General features: G+C 47.7%; 13 protein-coding genes. 11 read left to right on the forward strand and 2 right to left on the reverse strand.

The annotated features are described in order from the left end of the window. Positions 1 to 16: 16 nt before the first annotated feature. Positions 17 to 646 carry a phosphatase PAP2 family protein gene (locus tag BEI65_RS15640; RefSeq protein ID WP_099064120.1) on the reverse strand — a complete coding sequence of 210 codons (630 nt, stop codon included), beginning with the start codon at positions 644 to 646 and terminating at the stop codon, positions 17 to 19. 247 nt (positions 647 to 893) lie between these two features. Between BEI65_RS15640 and udk the strand changes: the two genes are divergently transcribed. The 4 genes from udk (at position 894) to dcuC (ending at position 5,677) form a co-directional block, all read left to right on the forward strand. Next, a complete protein-coding gene (gene udk, locus BEI65_RS15645) occupies positions 894 to 1,535 on the forward strand; it encodes a uridine kinase (protein ID WP_012006009.1) in 642 nt (213 codons plus the stop codon). 125 nt (positions 1,536 to 1,660) lie between these two features. After that, positions 1,661 to 2,242, forward strand: coding sequence for a dCTP deaminase (gene dcd, locus BEI65_RS15650; RefSeq protein ID WP_012006010.1), 582 nt, complete (start codon positions 1,661 to 1,663; stop codon positions 2,240 to 2,242). Positions 2,243 to 2,286: 44 nt separating this feature from the next. Next, on the forward strand, positions 2,287 to 4,122 hold the full coding sequence (gene asmA / locus BEI65_RS15655; protein WP_099064121.1) for an outer membrane assembly protein AsmA: 1,836 nt from the start codon (positions 2,287 to 2,289) through the stop codon (positions 4,120 to 4,122). Between the two features lie 196 nt (positions 4,123 to 4,318). Beyond that, positions 4,319 to 5,677, forward strand: coding sequence for an anaerobic C4-dicarboxylate transporter DcuC (gene dcuC, locus BEI65_RS15660; protein WP_099064122.1), 1,359 nt, complete (start codon positions 4,319 to 4,321; stop codon positions 5,675 to 5,677). A 31-nt stretch (positions 5,678 to 5,708) separates the two neighbouring features. On the opposite strand, the gene BEI65_RS15665 is transcribed toward dcuC, so the two are convergent. Then, a complete protein-coding gene (locus BEI65_RS15665; RefSeq protein WP_099064123.1) occupies positions 5,709 to 7,295 on the reverse strand; it encodes a TerC family protein in 1,587 nt (528 codons plus the stop codon). Between the two features lie 681 nt (positions 7,296 to 7,976). On the opposite strand from BEI65_RS15665, the gene galU reads away from it, so the two are divergent. From galU to wbaP, 7 genes are all read left to right on the forward strand, one after another. Next, positions 7,977 to 8,876 (forward strand): UTP--glucose-1-phosphate uridylyltransferase GalU, encoded by a 900-nt coding sequence (gene galU, locus BEI65_RS15670; RefSeq protein WP_099064124.1) that lies wholly within the window; start codon positions 7,977 to 7,979, stop codon positions 8,874 to 8,876. 44 nt (positions 8,877 to 8,920) lie between these two features. Beyond that, positions 8,921 to 9,814: a sugar phosphate nucleotidyltransferase gene (locus tag BEI65_RS15675; protein WP_099064191.1), complete on the forward strand. Its 894-nt coding sequence runs from the start codon at positions 8,921 to 8,923 to the stop codon at positions 9,812 to 9,814. A gap of 297 nt (positions 9,815 to 10,111) precedes the next feature. Continuing rightward, positions 10,112 to 11,248 (forward strand): polysaccharide export protein, encoded by a 1,137-nt coding sequence (locus tag BEI65_RS15680; RefSeq protein ID WP_099064125.1) that lies wholly within the window; start codon positions 10,112 to 10,114, stop codon positions 11,246 to 11,248. 20 nt (positions 11,249 to 11,268) lie between these two features. Beyond that, positions 11,269 to 11,703 (forward strand): protein tyrosine phosphatase, encoded by a 435-nt coding sequence (locus BEI65_RS15685; protein ID WP_099064126.1) that lies wholly within the window; start codon positions 11,269 to 11,271, stop codon positions 11,701 to 11,703. A 17-nt stretch (positions 11,704 to 11,720) separates the two neighbouring features. After that, entirely contained in the window at positions 11,721 to 13,895 is a 2,175-nt protein-coding gene (wzc, locus tag BEI65_RS15690; protein WP_099064127.1) for a tyrosine-protein kinase Wzc, read from the forward strand. 151 nt (positions 13,896 to 14,046) lie between these two features. Next, positions 14,047 to 14,961: a glycosyltransferase family 2 protein gene (locus tag BEI65_RS15695; RefSeq protein ID WP_099064192.1), complete on the forward strand. Its 915-nt coding sequence runs from the start codon at positions 14,047 to 14,049 to the stop codon at positions 14,959 to 14,961. Between the two features lie 26 nt (positions 14,962 to 14,987). Continuing rightward, entirely contained in the window at positions 14,988 to 16,421 is a 1,434-nt protein-coding gene (gene wbaP, locus BEI65_RS15700) for an undecaprenyl-phosphate galactose phosphotransferase WbaP (RefSeq protein WP_099064128.1), read from the forward strand. Positions 16,422 to 16,461: the final 40 nt, after the last annotated feature.

Below are 16,461 nucleotides of genomic sequence, written 5' to 3' on the forward strand. Positions count from 1 at the left end.
AGTTCCGGGGTTTTGTTTATGGAGCAACGGACAGCTTATGCAAATCTGCTCGGGTATAGGGGCGTTCGATTTGTGCTAATACGGTGGCAATATGTTCTAACAGGCCCTGTGTTGGTGCCGGTTGCCGAAAGCCCATCAGAACCATCGGCAGAGCCAGTGCCACAACGATCTGCGGCGTGGAGAGATTTGGGCGCGGTTTACCGCGCTGTAACCACAAGAACAGCGTACTGGCCAGGTAACCCAGAATCAGTCCACTGACTACTTCCGAGGGCGAATGTACATGGATTGCCAGTCGTGATAACCCGATAGTGAGGGGCAATACCAGGCCAACAACCAGCGCCATACTGCGTACTGCATGCGAGAAACGCCCTGTTAGCGTCCAGAGCAGTACCGGCCAGATACTGGCTGATAGCGCAGAGTGACCACTAAAGCCGGTAAAGTCGTAACTTTTGATGCCAATGCCCCAGCCCATAAAAGCCAGTTTGGATACGCAAACCATGCCACCGGCACAACCGAAGAGTAGCGCCCATTGCCAACCGGCAGTTCGGGTAGCGTGAGGTGCGACTAATACGGCAAAAAGAATCAGCGCGCAGGGTAACAGCAACATGCTGTCGCCAAAAAATGTCAGAAAATGCCAGTCCAGCACGTTAGTCTCCGGTGAAATACAACATCCTATTTCAAGGATAATCATCAAGCCGCCGAGTTTACCCTGTCATACGGGATTGCCCTAGACGCATTAGTCTTAAAACCGTGGAGCGCTGGTTATGGCAAAATAACCTGAGATAGCGGCCCGGCGGCGACAATATAGGCTGGCGCTATGGCCGCTAACTCCCTATAATTGTCCCGTTTTAGTTCCCCCCCCCTTCACACTACGAAATCAGGTCTTCAATTTTATGACTGACAAGCCGCATCAGTGCGTCATTATTGGTATAGCTGGCGCATCTGCCTCCGGAAAAAGCCTTATCGCCAGTACGTTATATCGTGAACTTCGCGATCAGGTTGGCGATGAACATATCGGCGTGATTCCTGAAGACAGTTACTACAAAGACCAGACTCACTTGACCATGGAAGAACGGGTCAAGACAAACTATGACCACCCGAGCGCCATGGACCACAACCTGCTGTTTCAGCATCTGCAAATGCTGAAATCAGGCAAGGCGATAGAGTTACCCTTGTACAGTTACACCGAGCACACACGGAAGAAAGAGACCATTCACCTGGAACCGAAAAAGGTGATTATTCTTGAAGGGATCCTGCTATTGACGGATATCCGTCTGCGTCAGGAAATGAACTTCTCGATCTTTGTCGATACGCCATTGGACATTTGCCTGATGCGCCGCATGAAGCGCGATGTGAATGAGCGTGGCCGCTCGATGGATTCGGTAATGGCGCAATACCAGAAAACCGTCCGCCCGATGTTCCTGCAGTTTATCGATCCTTCCAAACAATACGCTGACATTATCGTCCCACGCGGTGGCAAAAACCGCATTGCGATCGACATTCTGAAAGCCAAAATCAGCCAGTTCTTTGAATAATGCCGTTCAATGGCCGGAAAGTTGGTGTTTCCGGCCGGCGGGCAACTATTTACGCTGCGACGTAGACCTTTCGCCCGTTGTGTGGCAATTTTTGTTTTAGTGACACGCCTTGATGGAGATAAATAATGAGACTGTGCGACCGTGATATAGAAGCCTGGCTGGATTGTGAAAAACTGGTGATTTCACCGCGTCCGCCGATTGAGCGTATTAACGGGGCCACGGTGGATGTCCGTTTAGGCAATCAGTTCCGCGTGTTTCGTGGCCACACCGCTGCGTTTATCGATCTGAGCGGGCCAAAAGATGAGGTCAGCGCGGCGCTGGACCGTGTGATGAGTGATGAAATCGTTTTGCCGGAAGGGGAGGCCTTTTTCCTGCACCCCGGCGAACTGGCGCTGGCGGTCACGCTGGAGTCGGTCACGCTGCCAAACGATCTGGTCGGTTGGCTGGACGGTCGTTCTTCTCTGGCACGTCTGGGCCTGATGGTTCACGTTACCGCGCACCGTATCGATCCTGGTTGGCAGGGCCGAATTGTCCTGGAGTTCTATAATTCAGGTAAGCTGCCATTGGCGTTGCGCCCGGGCATGCTGATCGGCGCACTGAGTTTTGAACCTCTGTCCGGGCCGGCAGCACGTCCTTACAATAGCCGGCAGGATGCAAAATACCGCGATCAGCAGGGCGCAGTCGCCAGCCGAATCGACAAGGACTAACAGCGCTGGAAGCACGGTCGGTGTGGCGCTGACAAGAGGATGGCATGAGAAGATTTCTGACGACTTTGGTGATTTTACTGGTGGTGCTGGTGGCGGGGATGTCTGCGCTGGTGCTGTTGGTCAATCCGAATGATTTTCGTGCCTACATGGTCACGAAGGTTGAACAAAAGAGTGGTTATCATCTGACGCTGGATGGCGATCTGCGTTGGCATATCTGGCCACAGCTCAGCATTCTGTCCGGCCGCATGACGCTGACTGCACCCGGGGCGAAAGCACCGGTGGTGAGTGCAGACAATATGCGCCTTGATGTCAAACTGCTGCCACTGCTGTCACATCAATTGTTTGTGAAACAGGTGATGCTGAAAAATGCGGTCATCCGCCTTACCCCTGACAGCGAAGAACAAAACCAACCGGATGCGCCTATTGCGCCCGCAGGTCACTCTGAAGAGTCGATAGACACGCCGTGGAAATTTGACATCGATAATCTGCGGGTGGTGGACAGTCTGTTGATTTGGCAGCGCGCCAATAACGAACAGATTAACGTTCGCGATATTAACCTCACCTTGCAACAGAATGCCAAACGCCAGGCACAAATGGAGCTTTCCAGCCGGGTGAATCGCAATCAACGCGATCTGACTTTCAGCATGGCCGCAGATATCGATCTGCAACAATATCCGCGACGAATTGCCGCTAATGTCACCCAGTTCAGTTACCAACTGGAAGGCGCGGACATACTGGCCGGGGGTATTAAAGGCGACGGCAGTGCTCAGGTGGTGTATCAACAAACCCCGCAACAAGTCGCGCTAAGCCAACTGAGCCTGAGTGCCAATGACAGCACCTTTATCGGTGGTGCCAGCGTCAAGTTCGGTGAGATACCAGCCTATAAACTTGACCTGACATCTGCCGCGGTAAATTTTGATGCCTTCACTGGCTGGCAGTCCAGTAGTTCCCAGGTGCCGCAAGCACAGAACATGACTTCTTCACCGGTTATTGCCAGCCAAATGGATGATCCGCAGCAAAATCTTGAGGTGTTGCGAGAATTTAACGCTCAACTTAATTTGAGCGTGGATCAACTGACTTATCGCGGTATGAATATTACCCACCTTTCGACGCAAGCGGAAAACCTCCAGGGGCTGTTAACGTTGCATTCGCTTGCCGGGCAAGTAGCGGGCGGTGACTTCGCTTTACCTGGCTCCCTCGACGCGCGGGGTAAACGCCCGGTAATTTCCATGCAGCCGGTGGTGAAGCAGGTTGAACTTGGCACCGTTCTGAAGGCGTTCGATATGCCGCAAATCATGACCGGTAAGTTCAGTATGCAAGGGGATTTAACCGGCGATCGTCTTACATCACAGTCTTTTGAGCATCGCTGGCAGGGTACGGCTCAACTGGCGATGCAGGACGCGCAACTTCATGGTCTGAATATTCAGCAGTTGATTCAGCAGGCGGTGGCGCGTAATGACAGTAGCGTGCGCGGACAGGACGACTACCAGCGTTATACCGAGGTGAAACAGTTGTCGGCCAAAGCCAGTCTGAACCATGGCACGATAAAAATCACCGAGCTGGGCGCCGACTCTCCTTTGTTGAACCTGAACGGAAGCGGCACGGTGGATATGCCGGGCAAACAGTGCGATGTGGCACTGAACGTCCGCGTCACTGGCGGTTGGAAAGGGCGCGACGATTTGATCGAGGAGTTGCAGAAAACGCCAATCCCGCTGCGGGTTTATGGCCCATGGAACCAGCTTAACTATCAATTGCAGGTCGATCAGGTCTTGCGTAAGACGCTGCAGAACCGGGCGAAGGATGCGCTGAACAAGTGGGCCGATAAAAACAAGGATTCGCGCGAAGGTCAGGATCTTAAAAAACTGCTCGACAAGCTCTAATTACAAATTGTGCGGGCCGGTCCGCGGCCCGCATGCTCTGTAAACCCTGCCAGAGTATTTCCCTTTCCCAATAATTTCCTCCCGTAACTTTGACGGATATCATGACGTCTTTGTCAGACATTGTGCAGAGTGTGCGCAGTTAAGCGATTTATACGCTTCGGCACGGTCAAAAACGATAATGATAAGTTGAGGGAATATGATAGAGCTTCTGATTGGGGCTGCCGTTGCGGCGGGTGTTGGCCGTTACATCATCAAGGGTTACTCCGCTACCGGTGTCTTGATGGTAGGTGGCCTATTGCTGTTGGCCATCAGTGCCCTGATGGGCAAAAGCCTGTTGCCTGCCAGCGCTACATCTACCGGATGGCGCGCGACCGACATCATTGAGTACGTCAAAATTCTGCTGATGAGCCGCGGTGGCGATCTTGGCATGATGATCATGATGTTGTGCGGGTTTGCGGCTTATATGACGCACATTGGCGCCAATGATGTGGTAGTGAAACTGGCCTCCCGTCCACTGCAGATGATTAACTCCCCGTATCTTCTGATGGTGGCAGCCTATTTTGTTGCCTGCCTGATGTCATTGGCGGTCTCATCTGCCACCGGCCTGGGCGTATTACTGATGGCTACGCTATTCCCATTGATGGTCAACGTGGGTATCAGTCGCGGTGCGGCGGCAGCGATCTGCGCTTCGCCGGCGGCGATTATTCTGGCACCGACCTCGGGTGATGTGGTGCTGGCGGCCAAGGCGGCGGAAATGCCGTTGGTTGATTTTGCCTTTAAAACTACTTTACCCATCTCGATTGCGGCGATTGTTTGCATGGCGATTGCGCATTTCTTCTGGCAGCGCTACCTCGACAAGAAGGCCAACGAACAGCACCATATTATGGATGTGAGTGAAATCACCACGCACGCCCCGGGGTTCTATGCCGTACTGCCTTTTACGCCCATCCTTGGGGTGTTGGTATTTGACGGTAAATGGGGGCCGGAACTGCATATCATCACCGTGTTGGTAGGCTGTATGTTGTTGGCGGCGGTGATTGAATTCCTGCGTAGTTTCAGCGCCAAACAGGTATTCAGCGGTCTGGAGGTTGCTTATCGCGGCATGGCGGACGCCTTTGCCAGCGTGGTGATGTTGCTGGTTGCCGCCGGCGTATTCGCCCAGGGACTGAGCACCGTTGGTTTTATTAGCGGGCTGATCAGCCTGGCGCAGTCGTTCGGCACCGGCGGCATTATCATGATGCTGGTATTGGTGGTGATTACCATGCTGGCAGCAATGACTACTGGTTCAGGTAACGCGCCGTTCTATGCCTTCGTGGAGCTTATTCCTAAATTGGCGGCACAGATGGGGGTTAACCCGGCTTATCTGGTGATCCCGATGCTGCAAGCGTCAAACCTGGGGCGTACTTTGTCGCCGGTTTCCGGTGTGGTGGTGGCGGTGTCCGGTATGGCAAAAATCTCACCGTTTGAAGTGGTGAAACGCACTTCAGTACCGGTGATTGTTGGGTTGATCGTGGTTATTGTGGCGACGGAATTGCTGGTTCCCCAGCATTTGTAATGGAGGCCGGGCGATGATGCCCGGCACCGGTTTATACCTCGTAGTCTGGTTCTGGAACCAGCAGTGGGGTGATTTTTACTTTTAAAATACGGTGACTACTGACTTCGAGCGGTTCAAACAGGTAGTCACCGATCCGCAACTGTTCGCCTTCCTGAGGAATGCGTTGGCTGTGTTCCATCAGCAAGCCAGCCAGCGTGTGGTATTCACGCTTTTCTTCCAGCGGTAACGGCAAATACAACACCAAATCTTCTAGCGGCATATAGCCATTGGCCGTCCAGCTTCTGTCATCATTTTGCACAATGTCATGGCGGGCATCGACTTCTTCACCGGCTTCCGGCAGGTTACCGGCGATGGTTTCCATCACATCGGTTAGCGTGACGATCCCTTCAACCGAACCGAATTCGTCTACCACGAAGGCAAAATGCGTCTGTGCCTGGCGAAATTGCTCCAGTGCACTCAACAGGGTTAACTGTTCGGGGAAAATCAGTGGTTGCAGCACCAACGCGCGTAAATCGAGAGGAGCCTGGGTCAACTGCTGCTTAAGAACGTCTATGGTATGGATGACACCGAGCGGTTCGTCACTGGCGCTGTTTTCCACCACCACAATGCGCGTATGCTGATTTTTTTCCAGCAATTGGGTCAACTTTTCCTGCGGATCATTCAACTCGAGATATTCCACATCATGGCGAGAGGTCATGATGCTGCTCACCGTACGCTGCGCCATGCCCAGCACGCGTTCGATCATATGGCGTTCCTGCTGGTTGAAAATCTCGCCGCTTTCATTGGTGCTATCGGCTAGGAGGTTGGCGGAATGACTGTCTACCTCCGCTTCTTCATGTTTGCCACTCAACATGCGCAACACGGCTTCCGCAGTACGCTCGCGCAGTGGTCGTACCGTCGACAGGAAACGGCGGCGGTTGAACTGCGATAGCTGGTTCAAAGCTTCAATCATCACCGAGAAACCAATGGCGGCGTACAGATAACCTTTCGGAATGTGGTAGCCAAAGCCTTCGGCAACCAGACTGAAACCGATCATCAACAGGAAACTAAGACACAGGATGACAATCGTAGGGTGGGCATTGACGAAACGCGTCAGCGGCTTACTGGCAAGCAACATCAGGCCGATAGCAATACAAACCGCAAGCATCATTACTGCCAGGTGATCGACCATGCCGACGGCGGTGATCACCGAGTCGAGTGAAAAGACGGCATCCAGTACCACTATTTGCGCTACTACCGGCCAGAAACGGGCGCCTTTTCGCTGACCCTGTTGTTCTTCGTCTTTGCCCTCCAGCCGCTCATTCAGCTCCATGGTGGCTTTGAACAGCAGGAAGACCCCACCAACCAGCATTATAAGATCGCGGCCACTGAAGGGGTGCCCACCGGCAGAAAACAGTGGCTGAGTGAGTGTCGCCAGCCATGATATGGAGGCCAATAACGCCAGACGCATCAGTAACGCCAGCAATAAACCCACAACACGGGCTTTATCTCTTTGATGCTTTGGGAGCTTTTCCGCCAGGATGGCGATAAAGATAAGGTTGTCTATACCCAGAACGATTTCCAGCACGACCAGAGTGGCCAGGCCGGCCCAAATTGTTGGATCTGCGATCCATTCCATACGCCCAATTTCACCTGTAAGTTCGACGGCTTATCCCGCAACCGAATGATGGGTGTTGAGCCGGGAAAATTCAACTTTAAAACAGAAAGCCTATCTGTGACATGAAAAAATCAAGCAAAAATGATGCATAAAAAATCATCTCTGCACGGAGCTTTCAGAATGCAGGAACGCATGGAATGGGGTATTTTCCGAAAAAGAAATTTTATTAGCAGAACATGGGGATAGCTGCCTGCTGATAAAACAGCGGCAATATAATTTTTTAAAATCAATCCGTTATAGATTATTCCTACTGCTACACTTTGTTCAGTCTAACCACGTGGGTAGTCTTATTCTGAAAAGGGTACCCAATAGGTATCTTAGGCTTGTATCGATAAGGCAATAGTATAAGAATCTTAGCCACATAAACATTTACAAGTATCATCGTTTGGTTATGAGGGTGTGTTTTTTTTGTTTTTTTTGTTTTTTCTGTGATCTAACTATCGCTTAGCAAAAGAGTATGACCCTCAGTTTACATTCCAATGCGATTGGAACCCGCAGTCGCAGCATAAAGAACGATGACAGTGCATTGGTAGCTGAAAGCCAGGGGCGGTAGCGTGCCTGAACCGGTTCGCTCCGGTTTCATAAGCTTCTTGTGAAAAGCTTAGTTCGGCTACGTTCAAATTATTATTGTGGATGACAAAAATGCAAAAGAGACTGAAGGCTGTAATTCCCGTAGCTGGCCTGGGAACCCGTATGCTACCCGCTACAAAAGCCATTCCTAAAGAAATGTTGCCGGTGGTCGATAAACCACTGATTCAATACATCGTTAATGAATGTGTAGCTGCCGGGATTAAAGATATCGTTCTGGTAACCCACTCTTCCAAAAATGCGATTGAGAACCACTTTGATACCTCTTTTGAACTGGAGGCTGTTTTAGAATCACGTGTTAAGCGCCAGTTACTGGAGGAAGTGCAGACCATCTGCCCAGCAGATGTAACTGTGATGCAAGTGCGTCAGGGCCAGGCTAAAGGTCTGGGCCATGCAGTTCTGTGTGCCAAACCGATGGTAGGCGATAATCCTTTTATCGTTCTGCTGCCAGACGTGTTGTTGGATGACTCTACTGCCGATCTGCGTAAAGAAAATCTGGCTAAAATGATTCAGCGTTTCACCGATACGGGCTTCAGCCAAATTATGGTGGAACCGGTACCGGAAAAAGACGTCTCGAAATACGGCGTTGTCGACTGTGGCGGTGCGGCGTTGTCTGCCGGTGAGAGCACCCCGATGACTGCGGTGGTTGAAAAGCCAACTCTCGAAGATGCGCCTTCAAATCTGGCTGTGGTTGGGCGTTATGTTTTGTCTGCTGATATTTGGCCGCTGTTGGAAAAAACCTTACCGGGCGCCGGTGATGAAATTCAGCTTACCGATGCCATTGCTGCCCTGATGGATCAAGAGACGGTAGAGGCCTTTCATATGAGCGGTAAGTCACATGACTGCGGTGATAAGCTGGGTTATATGAAGGCATTCGTACAGTATGGCCTACGTCATTCATCCGAAGGCGAAGACTTTACCCAGTGGCTAAAACAGACGCTGAACAGCAAGTAAGAGTTGCGGCTGAAAAGACGATCACAAGTAATAAGAGGATTATCATGACCAAGTTAAAAGCTGTCATTCCCGTTGCGGGCTTGGGTATGCGTATGCTGCCTGCAACCAAGGCTATTCCCAAGGAAATGTTGCCGATCGTAGATAGGCCGTTGATTCAATACATTGTTAATGAGTGCGTCGCTGCAGGGATCAAAGAGATCATTCTGGTGACGCATTCTTCGAAGAATGCAATCGAAAACCATTTTGATACTTCATTCGAGCTGGAAGCGATGCTTGAGGCGCGCGTTAAGCGCCAACTGCTTGATGAAGTGCAGTCTATTTGCCCCAAGGGCGTGACACTGATGCATATTCGTCAGGGGCAGCCAAAGGGATTGGGGCATGCTGTGCTTTGTGCCAAGCCCCTGGTGGGGGACTCACCTTTTGTAGTTCTGTTGCCGGATGTCTTACTTGACGACGCAAAAGCCGATCTGAAGAAAGATAACCTGCCGCATATGATTGCTCGCTTTGAACAGACGGGCTTGAGCCAGGTGCTGGTTCAGGATGCTGACGAGCATGTATTGCATGATTACTCGGTTGTTGAATGCGAAGCCAACAAGTTGCAGCCTGGTGAAAGCTCACGTATGACTTCTATCATCGAAAAACCAGGCCATGAAGTTCCGTTGAAATCCAATTATTCAGCGGTAGGGCGCTATGTTCTCTCAGCCGATATTTGGCCGATTTTAGAAAAAACCGAGCCGGGCGTATGGGGGCGAATTCAGCTGACAGATGCCATTGCCGAGCTGTTGAAGCACAAACCGGTTGAAGCGACAGAGTTGGTTGGGGAATCGTTCAACTGCGGGGAGAAAATGGGCTATTTGCGTGCGTTTGTTACTTATGGCCTGCGTCACCCCACTCAAGGTAAGGCATTTCGCGAGTGGGCCGAGAAGCTTTCATTATAATCATAACCACGGAAGTTTTTTGAGGGCTGCCTGAGCGCAATACTTGGGTGGTCTTCAGTTACGTTTGGTTAAGCGTATTTAAACAGATATGCTCTTCTTTTTTATTATTATGTAATAATGCTCTTAACCTAGCATTTATAGTAGCTGGCCAGGATTCAATGCTTGCTCAATGAATATGAATGTTCAGATGCGTTTGGACAGATAACAAACTATTTCGCTGAGTGCCGCTGTAAGCGCTATGGTCGGCCAGGGGCTTAACACAGCAACCATTCTTACTTTGATAGTGATGATAACTCGATGGCAAAAAAACAATGGAAACTGATACCGATTCTGGTATCGATCAGTGTGATCAGTGGCTGTACGGTCATTCCTGGTACCCATCTTTCAACCAGTGGAAAAGATGTTGTTAAGCAACAAGATAGTGATTACGACCTCGATAAATTGGTGAATATTTACCCGTTAACCCCCAGTATGGTTGACAAAATGCGGCCTCAGGCAGTTGTAGCTCAAGCTAACCCGGCCTTGGAGCGTGAATTGCAGAACTACGAGTATCGAATCGGTATCGGTGACGTTCTGATGGTGACCGTCTGGGATCACCCCGAATTGACTACGCCAGCAGGTCAGTACCGAAGCGCTAGTGATACCGGTAACTGGGTCAACTCCGACGGCACTATTTTTTATCCTTACATCGGTAAGGTAAAAGTGGCCGGCAGGAGTATAAGTCAGGTGCGCGGGGATATAGCCAACAGGTTGGCACAGTATATTGAAAGTCCGCAAGTTGATGTCAGTGTTGCGGCATTCCGTTCGCAGAAAGCTTATGTTACTGGTGAAGTCACAAAATCAGGCCAGCAACCTATTACCAACGTACCTCTTACCGTGATGGATGCCATCAATGCCGCTGGCGGCCTGTCTGAAAATGCGGACTGGCGCAATGTGGTATTGACCCACAATGGCAAGGAACGACGAGTTTCTTTACAGGCGTTGATGCAAAAAGGCGACCTGATGCAAAACCAGCTGCTGTATCCCGGCGATATCCTTTATATTCCGCGTAATGACGATCTGAAAGTATTTGTCATGGGAGAAGTCAAGAAACAGACTACCCTGAAAATGGATCGTAGCGGGATGACGCTGACTGAGGCGTTAGGCAATGCTGAAGGTATGGATCAAGCATCCTCTGATGCGACGGGCGTGTTTGTCATTCGACCATTACACGGTACTGAAGGTAACAAACTGGCGAATATTTACCAGCTCAATGCTTCAGATGCGGCAGCTATGGTTATGGGTACGGAGTTCCATCTGCAACCATACGATATCGTTTATGTGACAACTGCACCTATTGTTCGTTGGAACCGTGTCATCAGTCAACTGGTGCCTACAATCAATGGTTTCAATAATCTCAGCGAAGGTGCATTGCGTATCCGCAATTGGCCATAGGTGTAGACAGGTAACTGCTCATGTTTAATTCGATATTGGTTGTTTGTGTCGGCAATATATGTCGCTCCCCGACAGGGGAGTGTTTGTTGAAAAATCTACTGCCAAATAAAAAAATATCCTCAGCTGGATTAGGGGCTTTGGTTGGTAAACCAGCTGATGCCATAGCAGCAGAGGTCGCTATGCAAAGAGGCATCTCACTCGACGGCCACCAGGCTCAACAACTTACGGCAAAAATGTGTCGTGAGTACGATCTGATTCTGGTGATGGAAAAAGGACATATTGATTCCGTCTGCCGTTTGGTGCCTGAGGTTAGAGGGAAAACCATGTTGTATGGGCATTGGCTCGAACAACGAGAAATCGCAGATCCTTACAGGAAATCCCGCGAAGCCTTCGAATTTGTATATGAGCTTCTTGATAAATCAGCCCAAAAATGGGCGCAAGCTTTAAGCCGCTAAGTCAATCAGGATTACCAATGGCAGATAAGAATAGAGTAAGTGCGCCGCAAGGCGATAGTTCGGATGAACTGGATATTGGTCGTTTAGTCGGAGAGCTGATTGACAATCGTTGGCTGATTATTGGTGTTACTGCAATTTTTCTGACCTTCGGCGTTATATATAGCCTGTTTGCTACACCGATCTACAGTGCTAATGCGATCGTTCAGGTTGAGCAAAATGTAGGTAATAAGCTATTAAATAACATCAACCAGATGTTGCCTTCGGGCCAGCCGCAGTCAGCCCCGGAAATTGAACTGTTGAAATCTCGAATGATCCTTGGGAAAACAATAGAAGATCTGAACCTGACGACGGATATCCAACAGGATCATTTCCCCATTTTCGGACGAGGCTTCGCGCGTTTAATGCATGACGAGCCAGGGAAACTGGCGGTGTCCAAGTTTAGCGTACCGAAAAGTTGGGATTCACCTTCGTTAACTCTGACTGCCAATAGCCCGACCGATTACACCATCAGTAAAGATGGTGATGAGCTATTTAAAGGGAGGGTTGGCGTACTTGCAGAGAACAAGGGTGTCTCAATTCTTGTCAGTGATATTATCGCTAAGCCGGGTACGAGTTTTACCATTACCGCCAGAACCTACTTGTCAGTAGTCAATCAACTGACTCAACAATATGAAGTTATTGATCAGGGTAAAGATACTGGCGTATTAGGCTTGACCCTGACAGGGGAAGACCCGGTTCTGATCCAAAAGATTTTAAATAGTATTACGCGTAATTATCTTGAACAAAATATCGAGCGTAAGTCAGAAGAGGATGCAAAAAGTCTGGTATTCCTGCGGATGCAATTGCCAAAAGTTCGCGAATCCCTGGATCGCGCCGAGGATAAATTAAGTCGTTATCGCCAGCAGAAAGATTCTGTTGACCTGTCTATGGAGGCGAAATCGATACTCGATAGTATCGTATCTGTAGAAGGGCAGTTGAATGAGTTGACTTTCAAAGAAGCCGATATATCTAAGCTATATACAAAAGAACATCCGGCTTATCGTTCTTTGCTTGAAAAACGCAAGACTCTTGAAGAAGAAAGAGAGCGCTTTAACAAGCGGGTGAATAAAATGCCCGAAACTCAACAGGAAGTCGTGCGTTTAAGCCGGGATGTTGATTCTGGCAAAGAAGTCTATATGCAGCTGCTTAACCGTGAGCAGGAGCTGAATATTTCCAAAGCCAGCACCATTGGTAACGTACGGATTGTTGACCGTTCAATGACAGCCGATCAACCGGTACAGCCGCGTAAAGCCATCATTCTGTTCTTAAGCTTAGTCTTGGGTGGATTAGTTTCCTGTGGTTATGTATTGGCGCGGACTTACTTGCACCGTGGTATTGAAAGTCCAGAACAGTTGGAAGCATTAGGTATCAATGTTTATGCAAGTGTGCCACTTTCTGAATGGCAGCGTAAAAGAGATATTGAACTGCAATCTAAAATGAGTGGCAAAAAACGGAACGTCGATGCCAATTCATTACTTGCCTTTGGTAATCCGGCCGACTTGGCAGTGGAGGCTATTCGTAGTCTGCGTACCAGTCTGCATTTTGCGATGATGGAAGCTAAAAATAATGTGTTAATGATATCAGGCGCCAGTCCTGGTATTGGTAAAACATTTATTAGTGCCAATTTGGCCGCCGTTGTTGCGCAGACAGGTCAACGTGTACTGCTTATCGACAGCGATATGCGTAAAGGATACGCGCATGAGTTACTTGGTGCAGACGGGAAAAAAGGTCTTTCCGACGTATTATCCGGAAAAATGTCTATTAATGAGACTGTACAAAATACCGATAATAACGCCTTTGACTTTATTTCGCGTGGGCCAATTCCACCAAATCCGTCAGAGCTCTTGATGCATAGACGCTTTGAAGAAGCACTAACTTGGGCTTCGGAACATTATGACTTGGTGTTGGTGGATACCCCGCCAATTCTGGCCGTGACCGATGCTGCAATTATAGGCAAGCTTGCAGGTACCTCTTTGTTGGTGGCGAGGTTCGAATTGAACAGCCCGAAAGAAGTTGAAGTGAGTATGCGTCGATTTGAGCAAAACGGCATCGATATTAAAGGTGTGATACTTAATGCGGTTGTGAGAAAAGCGTCTAACTATTACAGCTACGGCTATGATTATTATGAGTATAGCTATAAATCCAAGGACTAGAATATAACTTAACTTGAGCGGCTTATCTAAAATGGTAAGTCGCTCAGGGAAGATAGATTTCCTATCATAACTATTTTTACTAAAACACTTTAAATTTAAGTTAGCTCTCTGTGAACTTACGAACAACTACGTAGGGACCATAATGAATGATGTGAAAGTTAGTATTATTGTGCCAACATATAATGGTGGAAGTATATGGAATATTTCAGCAGGTATTATATCGGAAATTATTCCTGATAGATGTAAAGTGTTTGTTATTGACTCATCTAGTAAAGATGACACAGTTAATGTAGCTAAGAAAAATAATTTCTTTGTTGAGGTGATTTCGGCATCTGAATTTAATCATGGCGGAACCAGGAATAAAGGAGTGAAGATGTCTGATTCGGATGTTGTGATCTTTTTTACTCAAGACGCCATCCCAGAAGTTAATTGTATAAACAATATTTTGAAAGCATTTTCAGATCCCAAAATCGCTTGTGCATACGGTAGGCAATTACCACATGTTGATGCGAATCCCTTAGCAGTGCATGCAAGAACTTTTAATTATAAGCAACAAAGTTACATTAGTGATGTCAGTCAAAAAGATACTTTAGGTCTAAAAACAATATTTATGTCTAACTCATTTTCAGCTTATAGAGTTTCAATATTTAATGAGTTGGGTGGTTTCCCCGAGAGTACCATTCTGGGGGAGGATATGTATTTTGCAGGAAAATCAGTGCTTGCTGGTTATAAATTAGCGTATGTAGCCGATGCTAAAGTTAGGCATTCTCATAATTACTCTGCAATAGAAGAGTTCAAACGTTATTTTGATATTGGTGTTTTCCATCGAGATGAAAAATGGATTTACGAATCATTTGGTGGGGCCGGTGGAGAAGGGAAAAAATTTATTTTTTCAGAGCTTAATTTTTTAATTAAAAATCATCCTCTTTGGATTCCTGCCGCATGCATTAGTAATTTTGCAAAGATAGTGGGCTATAAGCTTGGTAAAAATTATAAAAAACTCCCAAGTCGCTGGAGGAGAAAACTAAGCATGCATAAAAGGTATTGGGATAGTGTCTCGGATTAACAATCCTACTAATAAAGGATAATTCTATGAGTGCGTTAAGTTACTCAAAAAAAACGAATATAGTAAAACTTATATTGGCATTATCTGACTTTACGTTTTTTACGTTGTCATTGGTTATCGCCATAAATTTAATCGGATTTTTGGGCGGTAATATTGATGAGTTTATTCCAAAGACTGAAATACCTGCTCGATTTTTTACTCATGTAATGCTTGCTGTTTTATGCGTTGGATGGTTTTGGGTTAGATTACGTCATTATACTTACCGAAAACCTTTTTGGTTCGAGTTAAAAGAAATATTCCGTACTTTGTTGATCTTCGCTGTATGTGATCTCGCATTAGTCGCATTTTCTAAATGGCAGTTCTCACGCTACGTTTGGGTATTGACCTGGACTCTGGCTTTGATATTAGTGCCGTTGGCGCGTGCAATAACAAAACGTCTATTAAATAAACTCGGCATGTGGCAGAAACATACTATCATCATCGGTTCTGGTAAAAATGCTTGTGATGCCTATGCTGCATTACAAAGCGAAGAAGTTTTAGGATTTGCAATTTGCGCCTTTTTTTCAAGTGGTAAACAGTGTGAAGAAGAGCTGCTGGGAAAACCTATTATCTGTGATGAGAAAGAGTTGTGGCAACAATGTGATCCTGAAACAACACAGTTTATCGTGGCCTTGGAATTTGATGAACATACGCTGCGTGATGAATGGCTTAAAAAACTTGCAAAGCATAATTGTCGTTCAGTATCAGTAATCCCAACGCTTCGAGGTGTTCCATTATATGGAACGGATATGTCATTCATATTCAGTCATGAAGTGATGATACTTCGCGTAAGCAATAGCTTAGCCAAAAGAACCTCTCGGTTTTTGAAAAGGTCATTTGATATAGCAGGGTCGCTATCAATTATACTTTTACTGTCACCCATTTTAGCCATTCTTGCCTATCTGGTATCAAAAGACGGGGGAAAGGCCATTTATGGTCATGAGCGTGTAGGCCGTGACGGCAACAAGTTCAAGTGTTTAAAATTCCGCTCTATGGTGATGAACTCCCAAGAGGTGCTTAAGAATCTTTTGGAGAACGATCCTGAGGCTCGAAGCGAATGGGATAAAGATTTCAAACTCAAGAATGATCCTCGGATTACCAGAGTCGGAAAATTTATTCGAAAAACCAGTTTGGATGAACTTCCGCAACTCTTTAATGTGCTGAAAGGGGAAATGAGTTTAGTAGGACCACGTCCGGTAATAGAGAAAGAGTTGGAGCGCTATGCTGGCGATGTTGATTACTACCTGATGGCGAAACCTGGGATGACAGGTCTTTGGCAAGTTAGCGGAAGAAATGATGTAGATTATGATACCCGTGTTTATTTTGACGCATGGTATGTGAAGAATTGGTCCCTTTGGAATGATATCGCGATTCTGTTTAAGACAATAAATGTAGTTTTAAAGAGAGATGGGGCCTACTAATTTCACTCTTGCACTACCTTAATCTGCATTACAATCACTT

The organism is Serratia sp. BW106 (genome assembly GCF_002607755.1).
Classification (GTDB): Bacteria; Pseudomonadota; Gammaproteobacteria; order Enterobacterales; family Enterobacteriaceae; genus Serratia; species Serratia proteamaculans.

Coding starts and splice junctions, on each gene's coding strand:
- udk (WP_012006009.1), top strand. CDS start 894: ATGACTGACAAGCCGCATCAGTGCGTCATTATTGGTATAGCTGGCGCA.
- dcd (WP_012006010.1), top strand. CDS start 1,661: ATGAGACTGTGCGACCGTGATATAGAAGCCTGGCTGGATTGTGAAAAA.
- BEI65_RS15680 (WP_099064125.1), top strand. CDS start 10,112: ATGGCAAAAAAACAATGGAAACTGATACCGATTCTGGTATCGATCAGT.
- wbaP (WP_099064128.1), top strand. CDS start 14,988: ATGAGTGCGTTAAGTTACTCAAAAAAAACGAATATAGTAAAACTTATA.
- dcuC (WP_099064122.1), top strand. CDS start 4,319: ATGATAGAGCTTCTGATTGGGGCTGCCGTTGCGGCGGGTGTTGGCCGT.
- wzc (WP_099064127.1), top strand. CDS start 11,721: ATGGCAGATAAGAATAGAGTAAGTGCGCCGCAAGGCGATAGTTCGGAT.
- galU (WP_099064124.1), top strand. CDS start 7,977: ATGCAAAAGAGACTGAAGGCTGTAATTCCCGTAGCTGGCCTGGGAACC.
- BEI65_RS15665 (WP_099064123.1), bottom strand. CDS start 7,295: ATGGAATGGATCGCAGATCCAACAATTTGGGCCGGCCTGGCCACTCTG.
- BEI65_RS15675 (WP_099064191.1), top strand. CDS start 8,921: ATGACCAAGTTAAAAGCTGTCATTCCCGTTGCGGGCTTGGGTATGCGT.
- BEI65_RS15685 (WP_099064126.1), top strand. CDS start 11,269: ATGTTTAATTCGATATTGGTTGTTTGTGTCGGCAATATATGTCGCTCC.
- asmA (WP_099064121.1), top strand. CDS start 2,287: ATGAGAAGATTTCTGACGACTTTGGTGATTTTACTGGTGGTGCTGGTG.